Raw genomic sequence first — 13,078 nt, 5'->3', positions numbered from 1 at the left:
TCTCGACAAGCACCTGTGATCACGGGTCGATGATGCGGGTGGCTTTGGCGCGCGCGGTCCACCGGCCTTTGTCGTAGCCGACGGCCACCGGGTGGGCGAACGCGGCGCTGACGTTGTCGGTCGTCACCGTCGCTCGTGCCGGACCGACGGCGACCGTCCGGCCCTCAGAAATCAGCAGGGCGTGCGTCGTGGTGGTCGGCAGCTCTTCGAGATGGTGGGTGACGAGGATCGACGCCACCTCCGGATGTGTCTCGTCGAGCGAATCGATGGTCTCCAGCAGCTGCTCGCGGGCGGCGACGTCGAGTCCGGTTGTCGGTTCGTCGAGCAGCAGTAACCGCGGCTCCGATACCAATGCGCGCGCGATGAGGGTTCGGCCCCGTTCACCCTGCGAGAGAGTCGGCCACACGTCATCCGCCTTGTGCGACAGGCCAACCGCACCGATCATGGCGTCGGCACGGTCACGTTCCTCCGTACTCGGCATCCAGCGCATCGGGGTGTCGATGGTCGCCGTGATGCCGGTCAGGACCACTTCGCGCACGGTCAACGAATACTGCAGCCGGTGACGGGGATTCACGTGGCCGATGAAATGACGCAGCTGCGCGAGTTCCACCCGGCCCATCTGCTCACCGAGGATGTGCACGGTGCCCGAACTCGGAAACATCACCGCGGCGCAGAATCCCAGCAGCGTGCTTTTGCCCGCACCGTTGGGGCCGAGCAGCGCCCAGTGCTCACCGGCGTTCACAGTGAGTGAGATGCCGTCGATGATCTGCTTGCCGTCGCGACGGAAGGTCACATCGGCGAGTTCGAGAACGGGTGTCACGCCGACTGCCGTTGGCGCAGCACCTCCAGCGCCTTGTCGGCGTGGGTGTCCATGCTGACCTCGCTGGCGATGACCTCGAGCACCGTGCGATCGGTGTCGATCACGAACGTCGTGCGCTTGACGGGCATGAACTTGCCCAGCAGTCCGCGCTTCACCCCGAATTGGGTGGCGACGGCGCCGTCGGCGTCCGACAACAGCGGGTAGTCGAAGCTCTGCTTGTCGGCGAATTTCGCCTGCTTCTCGACGGCGTCGGTGCTGATGCCGACCCGGCTAGCGCCGACGGCGGCGAACTCCGAAGCCAGATCGCGGAAGTGGCACGCCTCTTTGGTGCAACCCGGTGTCATTGCGGCGGGATAGAAGAACAACACGATGGGCCCACCTGCGAGCAACTCCGTGAGGCTTCGCACAGTGCCTGTCTGGTCCGGAAGTTCGAACTCTGCAACCTGGTCACCACGTTTCATGGCCGACACGCTACGCCCGAACGAAAATTGTTGGCGCTGGTGGTGGTTTCCGTGGGAGCGTTCGCGTCGATGCTCGATATCGAAGGTTTCGTGTCCGACGGTTACGCCAAAATCGCACAGGCGGCGCCCCGCCACGTCGCCGATGAGGCGCGGGCGGCGCTGTGGCAGCAGCTGGGGTTGTCACCCGACGACCCCGCCGGGTGGTCGGAGCCCGTGCGGTGGGCATCAGATCTGATGGGGCAGGGCCCATTTGGCACGCTCGCACGAAGTCCGGCGCTGGCCGAAGCGCTGGATGCCGTCTGCGGTGTCGGCGGCTGGTCACCGCGGGGCTCACTGGGCAATATTCCCGTTCGGTTTCCCGTCTCCCCGCCCAATGACGACCTCGGCTGGCACATCGACGCCAATACCCCGCAACCCGACGGGTCATGGGCGGTGACCGGACGTCCGCACACGGTGCTGCTGCTCACCCTGCTGTCGGAGGTCGGTCCGGACGATGCACCGACGCGGATCCGAGTCGGGTCACATCGTGACGTTTCCCGGGTGCTGGGACCGCACCCGGTGGAACTGGCCGAGATGGGTCGATTGATCGACGAGGCAACCACGCAGCGGCCAGTGGCGTATGCCACCGGCGAGCCCGGTGACATGTTCCTCCTGCATCCGTTCACCGCACATGCCGCCGATGAGCACCGCGGCCGCACGCCGCGGTTCATGGCGCAGGCGCCGGTGGTGCTGGCGACCCCGCTGACACCTGCGTCGTCGTCACCGCTGGCACACGTCTGGGAGAATCGGTGAGTGCAGAAGACCGCCAACCTTGCGCCAACCACCTCACGCGAGGACTTCCGGGCGCTGGCCGCCGAGCACCGCGTGGTGCCGGTGACACGCAAGGTACTGGCCGACAGTGAGACCCCACTGTCGGCGTACCGCAAGCTGGCTGCCAACCGGCCAGGGACGTTCCTGCTCGAGTCGGCCGAGAATGGCCGGTCGTGGTCGCGATGGTCGTTCATCGGTGCGGGTGCGCCGTCGGCGTTGACTGTCCGCGACGGCGAGGCGGTGTGGCTGGGCACGACGCCGAAGGACGCGCCCAAGGGCGGCGAGCCGCTTGCGGCGCTGCGCGCGACGTTGGAGCTGCTGAGGACCGAGCCGGTTGGGGGCCTGCCTCCGCTGTCGTCGGGCCTCGTCGGGTTCTTCGCATACGACATGGTGCGACGTCTGGAAAGGCTGCCGTCGCTGACTGTCGACGATCTCGGGCTGCCCGACATGTTGCTGCTGCTAGCCACCGATGTCGCGGCCGTCGACCACCACGAAGGCACCATCACGCTGATCGCCAATGCCGTGAACTGGAACGGCACCGACGAGCGCGTCGACTGGGCCTACGACGACGCGGTCGCCCGGCTCGACGTGATGACCAGGGCTCTCGGTGGTGCCCTGCCGTCGACCGTTGCGACATTCAGTCGACCTGAGCCGCTGCACCGTTCACAGCGGACTGTGGAGGAATACACAGCGATCGTCGAGAAGCTCGTCGGCGACATCGAAGCGGGCGAAGCGTTCCAGGTGGTGCCGTCTCAGCGGTTCGAGATGGACACCGAGGCCGACCCGCTCGACGTCTACCGCATGTTGCGGGTGACGAACCCGAGCCCATACATGTATTTGCTCAATGTGCCCAATGATGCTGGCGAGCTTGACTTTTCAATAGTCGGCTCGAGTCCCGAGGCGTTGGTGACCGTCAAGGACGGCCGGGCATCGACGCATCCGATCGCCGGTACGCGGTGGCGCGGCGAGACTGAGGAAGAAGACCTGCTCCTGGAAAAGGAGCTGCTGCACGACGACAAGGAACGTGCCGAGCACCTGATGCTGGTCGATCTCGGCCGCAACGATCTGGGCCGCGTTTGTCGCCCCGGCACGGTGCGCGTCGAGGACTACAGCCATATCGAGCGCTACAGCCACGTCATGCACATCGTGTCGACGGTGCATGGTGAGCTGGCCGACGACAAGACCGCGCTGGATGCGGTGACGGCATGCTTCCCGGCGGGAACGTTGTCGGGTGCACCGAAGGTTCGCGCGATGGAGTTGATCGAGGAGGTCGAGAAGACGCGTCGCGGGCTGTACGGCGGCGTTCTCGGCTACCTCGACTTCGCAGGCAACGCCGACTTCGCCATCGCGATTCGCACGGCGCTGATGCGCGGCGGTACGGCATACGTGCAGGCCGGCGGGGGAGTCGTGGCCGACTCCAACGGGCCCTACGAGTACACGGAGGCGGCGAACAAGGCGCGAGCTGTGCTGAACGCCATCGCGGCCGCGGGAACGCTGACCGAACCGTGATCCGTATCGCGCAACTCGGGCTGGTGCTGGCCGCGGCGGCGTTGTGGGTGGCGTCGCGGATGTCATGGGTCGACGTGACGTCGTTCGACGGGTTAGGCCAGCCCACAACGGTGGCGCTGTCCGGCGCCTCGTGGTCGACGGCGCTGGTGCCGCTGGCCGTACTGCTATTGGCGACGGCCGTCGCTGCGCTGGCGGTACGTGGCTGGCCGTTGCGGATGCTGGCCGTCCTGGCGGGCATCACGAGCGCGGGAATGGCCTATCTGGGGATCAGCCTGTGGGTGACCGGTGATGTCGGCGTCAGGGCGTCGAACCTGGCCGACGCGCCGGTGGCCGACCTGGTCGGGACCCAGCGGCACTACGGGGGTGCGGTGATCACAGTGGTAGCCGCGGTCGTAACGCTCGCATGTGCCGTTTTGCTGCTGCGATCGGCGACCACGGAAAGGTCGGGTGCGACTCGCTACACACGTCGCACGGCTGTTCAAACCCAACAACCGGACGACGCGATATCGGAGCGGCAGCTGTGGGATGCACTCGACGAAGGCTTGGATCCCACCCAGGACCGAACCAATCCGGACAACAAGGGGCGGTGACACCCGATGGTGTGGCGACGGTTACCCTTTTGAGGATCTGTCGGCAGCATCCGAGAGGAATCGAAACCCCATGAGTTCGGCCACCGTGCTCGACACCATCATTGAGGGTGTCCGCGCTGATGTCGCAGCTCGCGAGGCACTTCTTCCGTTCGCCGACGTCAAGGAAGCGGCCAAGGCTGCGCGGTCGCCGCTGGACGTGCTGGCGGCGCTGCGCGAACCCGGCATCGGGGTAATCGCCGAAGTGAAGCGTGCCAGCCCGTCGCGGGGAGAATTGGCGTCGATCTCGGATCCGGCGAAGCTCGCCCGCGCATACGAAGATGGCGGCGCGCGAATAATCAGCGTGCTTACCGAACAACGCCGTTTCAATGGTTCGCTTGACGATCTCGACGCCGTACGTGCCGCCGTGTCAATCCCGGTGTTACGCAAGGACTTCATCGTCGGCCCGTACCAGATCCACGAGGCACGCGCCCACGGAGCCGACATGCTGCTGCTGATCGTCGCGGCGCTCGAGCAGCAGGCGTTGGAGTCGATGCTCGATCGCACCGAGTCGCTGGGCATGACCGCGCTTGTCGAGGTGCACACCGAGGAGGAAGCGGATCGCGCCCTGCAGGCCGGCGCAAAGGTGATAGGGGTCAACGCACGAGACCTCAAGACATTGGAAGTCGATCGGGACTGCTTCGCGCGCATTGCGCCTGGCCTACCGAGCGGTGTCATTCGGATCGCTGAGTCCGGTGTGCGCGGCACGGCCGATCTGCTCGCATATGCCGGAGCGGGCGCCGATGCCGTGCTGGTCGGTGAGGGACTGGTCACCAGTGGTGATCCCCGCAGCGCCGTTGCCGATCTGGTCACCGCAGGTACGCATCCGTCCTGCCCGAAACCCTCGCGCTGACACGTGGCCGACCTCGCCGGGCCGGAGTTGCCGCGTTCCAGCGCGGCGGTCGCCGAACCCTCCACGCACGACCCCGACGCACGTGGCCATTTCGGTGTCTACGGTGGACGATTCGTGCCCGAGGCGTTGATGGCCGTGATCGAAGAGGTCACCGCCGCTTATGAAAAGGCTCGCGGCGATCAGACATTCCTCGATGAATTGGATCGGTTGCAACGCCACTACACCGGCCGGCCATCACCGCTGTACGAGGCGACCCGGCTTTCCGATCATGCCGGGGGAGCACGGCTCTTCCTGAAGCGAGAAGACCTCAACCACACCGGATCTCACAAGATCAACAATGTGCTCGGACAGGCACTGCTGGCGCAGCAGATGGGCAAGTCGCGGGTGATCGCCGAGACGGGCGCGGGGCAACACGGGGTGGCCACTGCGACGGCCTGCGCACTGTTGGGTCTGGAGTGCATCGTCTACATGGGTGCGGTCGACACCGCACGTCAGGCCCTGAACGTCGCGCGGATGCGACTTCTCGGCGCGGAGGTGGTGTCCGTCGAGGCCGGATCCAAGACACTCAAGGACGCGATCAACGAGGCATTCCGGGACTGGGTTACCAACGCCGACGACACGTACTACTGCTTCGGCACCGCGGCTGGACCCCATCCGTTTCCGACGATGGTGCGCGATTTCCAGCGGGTTATCGGGCTCGAGGCGCGTGCGCAGATCCAGTCGCAAGCGGGTCGGCTGCCGGATGCAGTGACAGCCTGTGTGGGTGGCGGGTCGAATGCGATCGGCATCTTCCACGCGTTCATCGACGACCCGGATACCCGCCTGGTTGGCTTCGAAGCTGCGGGCGACGGGGTCGAAACCGGTCGCCACGCAGCGACTTTCGCAGGTGGATCGCCTGGCGCCTTCCAGGGCTCGTTCTCGTACCTGCTCCAGGACGACGAAGGCCAGACCATCGAATCGCATTCGATTTCAGCCGGTTTGGACTATCCAGGGGTTGGTCCCGAGCACGCGTTCCTGAAGGATGTCGGCCGCGCCGAGTACCGACCGATCACTGACACCGAGGCGATGGACGCCTTCGCATTGTTGTGCCGCACCGAGGGCATCATCCCTGCCATCGAATCGGCGCATGCCGTCGCGGGTGCGCTGAAGCTCGGCCAGGAACTCGGCCGCGGCGCGATCATCATGGTCAACCTGTCGGGGCGCGGCGACAAGGATGTCGAGACGGCGGCGAAATGGTTCGGCCTGATGGATGGTGAGTCGTGAGCCGGTTGGCGGGAATGTTCGATGCGTGCCGGGCGGAGGACCGAGCGGCGCTGATCGGTTATCTACCGACGGGCTTTCCCGACGTGCCGGCATCGATCTCGGCGATGACTGCGTTGGTCGAATCCGGCTGCGATTTAGTCGAGGTGGGGATTGCGTATTCGGACCCCGGCATGGACGGTCCGACGATCGCGGCGGCCACCGAGGTGGCGTTACGCGGCGGAGTGCGCGTTCGTGACAGCCTGACCGCCGTCGAGGCGATCAGTAATGCGGGCGGTCGGGCCGTCGTGATGACGTACTGGAATTTGGTGCTGCACTGGGGAGTCGACGCTTTCGCGCGCGATCTCGCCGCGGCGGGCGGCCTGGGCATCATCACGCCCGATCTGATTCCCGATGAGGCAGCCGAATGGCTCGAAGTGTCGGAGGCTCACGACCTGGACCGGATATTCCTGGTCGCGCCGGCGTCCACTCCGGAGCGGCTGGCGGCGACGGTCGAGGCATCCCGTGGATTCGTCTATGCCGCATCGACTATGGGCGTGACCGGCGCGCGTGACGCCGTCTCCAATGCCGCGCCCGCACTGGTCAGTCGCGTGAAGGCGGTATCCGATATTCCCGTCGGTGTCGGTCTGGGTGTGCGGTCACGCGAGCAGGCCGCGGAGATCGGTGCATACGCGGATGGGGTGATCGTGGGGTCGGCATTGGTCTCGGCGCTGCAGGACGGGGTAGACGCGGTGCGGACATTGACGGTTGAGCTCGCTGAGGGAGTGCGGCAGAGGGTTACCGCGTGACCACGACGGTGCTCGCCTACATTCCGAGTCCGGCGCAGGGTGTGTGGCATATCGGTCCGGTTCCAATTCGTGCCTACGCGCTGTTCATCATCGTCGGGATCATTGCGGCGTTGGTCATCGGCGATCGGCGCTGGGAGGCCAGGGGCGGTGAACGCGGCGTCATCTACGACGTCGCGCTGTGGGCGGTGCCGTTCGGTCTGATCGGCGGCCGTCTCTACCACGTCATCACCGACTGGCCGAAGTACTTCGGCGAAGGCGGCGCCGGGCTTTTGGGCGCGCTGCGCATCTGGGACGGCGGCCTGGGAATCTGGGGTGCGGTGGCGCTCGGTGGTGTCGGAGGGTGGATCGCGTGCCGAAGTCGCGGCATCCCGCTGCCGGCGTTTGGCGACGCGATTGCACCGGGAATCATTCTGGCGCAGGCGATCGGCCGGTTGGGCAACTATTTCAACCAGGAGCTGTACGGCCGACCGACGACGGTTCCGTGGGGTCTGGAGATCTACGAGCGCGAAAGCGCAAACGGAGTGGTCAGCCCGGATCTGGCCAATGGTGTGTCGACGGGGGAGTTGTACTCCGTCGTCCACCCGACGTTCCTGTACGAATTGCTATGGAATGTTCTGATTTTCGCGGTGCTGATCTGGGTCGATCGGCGATTCAAGATGGGTCACGGCCGGCTGTTCGCCCTCTACGTCGCCGGCTACTGTCTGGGTCGCTTCTGGATCGAGCTGTTGCGCAGCGACCAGGCCACACTGATCGCTGATATCAGAGTTAACACTTTCACCTCGACGTTCGTGTTCATCGGGGCCGTGGTGTACATCATGGTCGCACCCAAGGGGCGCGAGGATCCGGCGACGCTGAAAGGTAAGCCGCGCGACGAATCGCTCATCGACGACGTGGCCGATGAACTCGTCGCGGTAGCAGCGACATCGGGTGTGGTGGCAGCTGCCAAGGCGGCGGGCGCTGAGGAAGATGAAGACGCCCGTGCCGTAGGGGATGAACACTTCGACGTCGATTCGGAAGAGCTGGAGTCGGAGGATGACTCGGCCATCGACGAGGAAGTCGCGGCCGACGCCAAATTGCTCGCGGCTGCCGTGCACGCGAAAGAAGCTGAAGGCGATGGGGTCGACGCTGACACTGAGGCCGAAACCGGTGAGTCGGGCGAGGACGAATCTGTCGGTGGCGTTGGTGCTGTCGAGGGTGAGGATGCCGTTGAGGCGCAAGAGGCTGCGGTCGAGGTACATGAGGCCGCGGTCGAGGGCGCCGATGAGGCTGAGGAAGTAGCCGCAGAGTTGGCGGCTGCGGCCGAGGCCGAAGCCGAGGCCGCTTCCGAAACTGAAGGCACCACTGAGAGCGACTCCGAGACTGTCGGTGGCGTTGGTGCTGTCGAGGGCGAGGACGCTGTCGAGGCGCAAGAGGCTGCACCCGAGGTGCACGAGGCCGCCGTCGAGGGCGCCGATGAGGCTGAGGAAGTAGCCGCAGAGTTGGCGGCTGCGGCCGAGGCCGAAGCCGAGGCCGCTTCCGAAACTGAAGGCACCACTGAGAGCGACTCCGAGACTGTCGGTGGCATTGGTGCTGTCGAGGGTGAGGACGCTGTCGAGGCGCAAGAGGCTGCACCCGAGGTGCACGAGGCCGCCGTCGAGGGCGCCGAAGAGGCTGAGGAAGTAGCCGCCGACGTCGCGGAAGAAGCGGACGAAGCTGAGGACGGCCCGGCTGAAGACGCCGACGAGACGCAAGAGGCTGCCGAAGAAGCTGGGGCCAACGATTCCGGCGAGGCCGCTTCCGAAACTGACGACGCCACTGAGAGCGACTCCGAGACTGTCGGTGGCGTTGGTGCTGTCGAGGCCGAGGACGCTGTCGAGGCGCAAGAGGCTGCACCCGAGGTGCACGAGGCCGCCGTCGAGGGCGCCGAAGAGGCTGAGGAAGTAGCCGCAGAGTTGGCGGCTGCGGCCGAGGCCGAAGCCGAGGCCGCTTCCGAAACTGAAGGCACCACTGAGAGCGACTCCGAGACTGTCGGTGGCATTGGTGCTGTCGAGGGTGAGGACGCTGTCGAGGCGCAAGAGGCTGCACCCGAGGTGCACGAGGCCGCCGTCGAGGGCGCCGAAGAGGCTGAGGAAGTAGCCGCGGAGGTAGCTGCGGAAGAAGCCGATGCAGACGCGGTAGAAAAAGAGGCCGAGAGTGACGCTGAGGCTCCTGTCTCGGACACTGACGCCACGGTTAAACGGCCGGCGGCCGAAGCGCCAGCCCAGCCAGAAGAGCGCGGCAGTCGCCTTCGCCGCATCTTCCGACGCCGCAACAGCTGAGCGCATCGCCCAGACCCAAAACTTGTCAGTGGGTCCGGATAGTGTCGAAGCATGCTCGATACAGCAGCGCTGACCTCGGTGGATTCGCTCGCCGACGAAGCTGAGCTGATCGGTCGGATCGCCGAGCTTGAGCGACTGAAGTCAGCCGCGGCGGCCGGGCAGGCGCGCGCTGCGGCCGCCTTGGACGAGCTTCGACGCGCTGTGGAAGCGGCTAAGGGCATGCCAGCGGCTAAGCGGGGCAAGGGTGTTGCCAGCGAGGTGGCACTGGCGCGGCGTGATTCCCCGTCGCGCGGCAACCGGCATCTGGGATTCGCCAAAGCCCTAGTGCGCGAAATGCCGCACACGTTGGCCGCTTTGGAATGTGGCGCGCTCTCAGAATGGCGCGCCACACTGATCGTGCGCGAGTCAGCCTGCCTCGGCGTGGCGGACCGCCGAGCGCTGGACGCTGAAATGTGCGCCGATGTCGGAAGTCTCGACGGAAAGGGCGACGCTAGGATCACCGCGATTGCCAAAGACATCGCCTATCGCCTCGATCCCCAGGCGGTTGTTGACCGGGCAGCCAAGGCGGAGACCGAACGAAATGTGAGCATTCGTCCAGCGCCCGACGTCATGACGTTTGTGACCGCACTATTGCCGGTCAAGCAGGGAGTGAGTGTGTACGCGGCACTCAAACGCGCCGCCGATACGACGTTTGACCATCGGTCTCGCGGCCAGGTGATGGCGGACACCTTGGTGGAGCGGGTGACCGGTCGACCTGCCGAGGTTCCGGAGCCGGTCTCAGTGAACCTGGTGATGTCGGATCAAACATTGTTGGGCGGAGACAACTGCCCGGCCCTGGTCGACGGTTACGGTCCGATCCCCGCCGAAATCGCTCGCAAACTGGTCGACACCGCGGCCACAGACGCTCGTTCCAAGGCCACACTCCGGCGGCTGTATCGCCATCCGAAGTCCGGCGCATTAGTCGCCATGGAGTCGCGGTCACGTTGTTTTCCAAAGGGATTGGCGATGTTCATCGGGCTGCGCGACCGAACCTGCCGAACGCCCTATTGCGATGCGCCGATTCGGCACCGCGACCACGCGGTGCCAAAGAACAAGGGCGGACCGACGCACATTCTCAACGGTCTCGGCATGTGCGCGCACTGCAACTTCGTCAAGGAGTCACCGGGTTGGGGGGTGAGTCCCAGCGAAGAAAACGGCGTCCACACCGCCGATTTCGTGACGCCCACCCGTGCGCACTACCGTTCGACCGCGCCACCGCTGCCGGGGACTCCGATGATCGTTGTCAGTGAGGTCGAGATCAGGATCGGCATAGAACTCGCCGACCTACACGCCGCGTAGGTGGTACCGCCGCTCGGGTCTGCCGGCGCCATATTGCAATCGCAGTTCCAACATGTCGGCGCCCAGGTAGTGCTCGAGGTAGCGTCGGGCGCTGACGCGTGAAATCCCAACCAGATCTGCGCATTCCGCCGCAGACACTTCACCGGCATTGCGCACCGCATCCAGCACCAGTCGGCCCGTCTCGGCGCCAAGCCCCTTCGGCAACGACTGAGCAGGTCCACCCGGCCGGCCGAACAGCGAATCGACCACGGATTGATCGATTCCGGCGGCGGACTCCAACGTGTCCGCTCGCGCCGCGAACGCCTCCAACTTTGCCTTGAATTGACTGAACTCGAAAGGTTTGATCAGGAAGTCCGCTGCGCCGCCGTCCAAAGCGCCCTTCACTGTGTCCAATTCACGCGCCGCAGTGATCATGATGACGCCGACGAGGTTGCCGCTCGATCGCAACCGCTGTAGCACCTCCAGGCCAGTCAAATCCGGGAGGTACACGTCGAGCAGCACCAGGTCCGGCTCCAAGTCCTGCACTGCCGTCAGCGCTTCCGTGCCGGTGCGCGTGACCGCGACCGCCTGAAAGCCCTCCACCTGCTCGACGAACCTGCGGTGGATCTCGGCCACCATGAAATCGTCGTCGACGATCAGCACATCACGCATGAGCCGCCTTCTTGGCGACGACGCCCGCCGGTAACCGCACCACGAACAGCGCGCCGCCGGAGGCATCGTCGGTCACCTCCACCGTTCCGCCGTTCTGGGCGGTCACGATCCGCACCAGCGCCAGGCCAATGCCCCGTCCGCCGGGGGCGTCGGGTTTAGAGGTCACACCTCGGGCGAAGATCGTTTCCCGAAGATGCTTGGGCACGCCCGGCCCGGAGTCGGCGACCGAGATGCTAAGGCCCTCATGGTCCCCGATGCTGACCGTGACCCTGGCCGGCTGCGCGCCCACTGACACATCGACTGCGTTGTCGATGAGATTGCCAAGCAAAGTGATAACGTCCGTCGCCAGCGCGGGCGGCAACGCTGCCAAGTGCGAATCCAGGGTTATCCCGAGTGCTACCCCGCTCTCAGCCGCCAACGTTGTCTTCGCGATCAACAGCGCCGCTACGGCCGGATCAGAAATGCGTTGTGTCACAGCATCACTGATTTCTGCCCGCCGTCTGGTCAGAGTGCCGACCAGATCACGCACCGAATCGAATTCACCCAGCTGGACGAGGCCGGAGATGGTGTGCAATTGATTGGCGAACTCATGTGTCTGCGCTCGCAGGGTGTCCGTCACGCTCTTGTGCGAAGACAGCTGCCCCTGGAGCGCCGCGAGCTCTGTGCTGTCGCGCATCGTCGTGACTGTCCCGATCCGCTGGCCCTGGCTTGTCGCCGCCCGCCGGTTCAGCGCCAGCACCCTTGTCCGCGTGACGATCACAGTGTCTCCGGCGGACCGGCCGTCCTCACTCGAGAGCAGGAAATCGACCACCGCGGGATCCAATCCGACGCTGGCCACCGGGCAACCCACGGCATTATCGGCCAGTCCGAGCAGATCTTGTGCGCTGTCGTTCAGGAGCGTGATGTCACCCTCGTTGTTCACCGCGACGACGCCCTCGCGGATGCTGTGCAACAACGCTTCCCGATGATCTGCCAGGCCGGCGATCTCGGCGATCTCCAGCCCGCGGGTATGCCGTTTGATCCGCCTCGACAGCAACCATGACGCCAGCAGGCCCAGCGCCGCGCCGAGCCCGAGGTAGAACAGCAGACGCTCACCCGACGCACCCATCAGCTCCCACAACGACGGATACCGCTCACTGACCGAGGCGACCGCCACCACATCGCCGCTGTCGGCCAGAATCGGGACCTCACCGACGAGGCTGTGCACCCCGTCGATGGTCAGGTCGCCGAACCAGGCCCGTCCTTCGTCCGCCCGCGTCGGCCCCATGTCGACCTGCCGGCCGATGCGGGACGGATCCGACGATGCCCGCACCGTCCCGCCGGGGCCGATGATCTCCGCGAGTCCCGCCCCCGACAAGGCCACCGCACGGTCGACCTCGGGCGCCAGCACCTTGGAGGCTCCGGGGTCGGCGTACCTGTCGCGCACGACCGGCGTGGACGCCATGTTCTCGGCGACGGCGATCATCCGCGCGCCACGCACCTCGCGGAACTCTCGTGTCGACTGGGCTACCGACACCGCCGCCACCGCGATCAGCACGACCGCGACGACCAGCAACTGAAAGACCAGGAACTGGCCTGCCAGGCTGCGGAAGCCTCGCGACGGCGAACGGAGAAGTTTCACAACGACCAAAACGTCCTTTGCGTACTCATGCGTGACCCGGGTCA

The 13,078-nt window shown here is 65.6% G+C and carries 12 protein-coding genes; 8 read left to right on the top strand and 4 right to left on the bottom strand.

The window, feature by feature from the left end:
- Window positions 1-19 precede the first annotated feature (19 nt).
- Window positions 20-820 (bottom strand): ABC transporter ATP-binding protein, encoded by an 801-nt coding sequence (locus CSQ99_RS02695; protein ID WP_099037493.1) that lies wholly within the window; start codon window positions 818-820, stop codon window positions 20-22.
- A complete protein-coding gene (locus CSQ99_RS02690; RefSeq protein WP_099037492.1) occupies window positions 817-1,281 on the bottom strand; it encodes a peroxiredoxin in 465 nt (154 codons plus the stop codon). Before CSQ99_RS02690 ends, CSQ99_RS02695 begins: the two co-directional genes overlap by 4 nt.
- A gap of 69 nt (window positions 1,282-1,350) precedes the next feature.
- On the opposite strand from CSQ99_RS02690, the gene CSQ99_RS02685 reads away from it, so the two are divergent.
- From CSQ99_RS02685 to CSQ99_RS02650, 8 genes are all read left to right on the top strand, one after another.
- A complete protein-coding gene (locus tag CSQ99_RS02685) occupies window positions 1,351-2,073 on the top strand; it encodes a phytanoyl-CoA dioxygenase family protein (RefSeq protein ID WP_099037617.1) in 723 nt (240 codons plus the stop codon).
- Window positions 2,074-3,600, top strand: coding sequence for an anthranilate synthase component I (locus CSQ99_RS02680; RefSeq protein ID WP_099037491.1), 1,527 nt, complete (start codon window positions 2,074-2,076; stop codon window positions 3,598-3,600).
- Complete coding sequence (locus CSQ99_RS02675) at window positions 3,597-4,190, top strand: TIGR02234 family membrane protein (RefSeq protein ID WP_099037490.1); 594 nt, start codon at window positions 3,597-3,599, stop codon at window positions 4,188-4,190. The genes CSQ99_RS02680 and CSQ99_RS02675 overlap by 4 nt, the downstream gene beginning before the upstream one ends.
- A gap of 70 nt (window positions 4,191-4,260) precedes the next feature.
- Window positions 4,261-5,079 carry an indole-3-glycerol phosphate synthase TrpC gene (trpC, locus tag CSQ99_RS02670; protein WP_099037489.1) on the top strand — a complete coding sequence of 273 codons (819 nt, stop codon included), beginning with the start codon at window positions 4,261-4,263 and terminating at the stop codon, window positions 5,077-5,079.
- Window positions 5,080-5,082: 3 nt separating this feature from the next.
- Window positions 5,083-6,342: a tryptophan synthase subunit beta gene (gene trpB, locus CSQ99_RS02665; RefSeq protein ID WP_099037488.1), complete on the top strand. Its 1,260-nt coding sequence runs from the start codon at window positions 5,083-5,085 to the stop codon at window positions 6,340-6,342.
- A 14-nt stretch (window positions 6,343-6,356) separates the two neighbouring features.
- A complete protein-coding gene (gene trpA / locus CSQ99_RS02660; protein WP_176560849.1) occupies window positions 6,357-7,127 on the top strand; it encodes a tryptophan synthase subunit alpha in 771 nt (256 codons plus the stop codon).
- Entirely contained in the window at window positions 7,124-9,424 is a 2,301-nt protein-coding gene (lgt, locus tag CSQ99_RS02655; RefSeq protein ID WP_099037486.1) for a prolipoprotein diacylglyceryl transferase, read from the top strand. Before trpA ends, lgt begins: the two co-directional genes overlap by 4 nt.
- Before the next feature lie 51 nt (window positions 9,425-9,475).
- The gene (locus CSQ99_RS02650) at window positions 9,476-10,762 is read left to right on the top strand and encodes an HNH endonuclease (protein ID WP_099037485.1); all 1,287 of its coding nucleotides are present in this window, start codon (window positions 9,476-9,478) and stop codon (window positions 10,760-10,762) included.
- Here the strand turns inward: CSQ99_RS02650 and CSQ99_RS02645 are convergent.
- Both CSQ99_RS02645 and CSQ99_RS02640 read right to left on the bottom strand, forming a co-directional pair.
- Window positions 10,748-11,413 carry a response regulator gene (locus CSQ99_RS02645; protein WP_099037484.1) on the bottom strand — a complete coding sequence of 222 codons (666 nt, stop codon included), beginning with the start codon at window positions 11,411-11,413 and terminating at the stop codon, window positions 10,748-10,750. The genes CSQ99_RS02650 and CSQ99_RS02645 overlap by 15 nt on opposite strands.
- Window positions 11,406-13,034 (bottom strand): sensor histidine kinase, encoded by a 1,629-nt coding sequence (locus tag CSQ99_RS02640; RefSeq protein WP_099037616.1) that lies wholly within the window; start codon window positions 13,032-13,034, stop codon window positions 11,406-11,408. The genes CSQ99_RS02645 and CSQ99_RS02640 overlap by 8 nt, the downstream gene beginning before the upstream one ends.
- Between the last annotated feature and the right edge of the window lie 44 nt (window positions 13,035-13,078).

Origin of the sequence: Mycobacterium neglectum (genome assembly GCF_002591975.1) — a bacterium.
Lineage (GTDB): Bacteria > Actinomycetota > Actinomycetes > Mycobacteriales > Mycobacteriaceae > Mycobacterium > Mycobacterium neglectum.
This window is presented reverse-complemented; position numbering and strand designations above follow the sequence as displayed.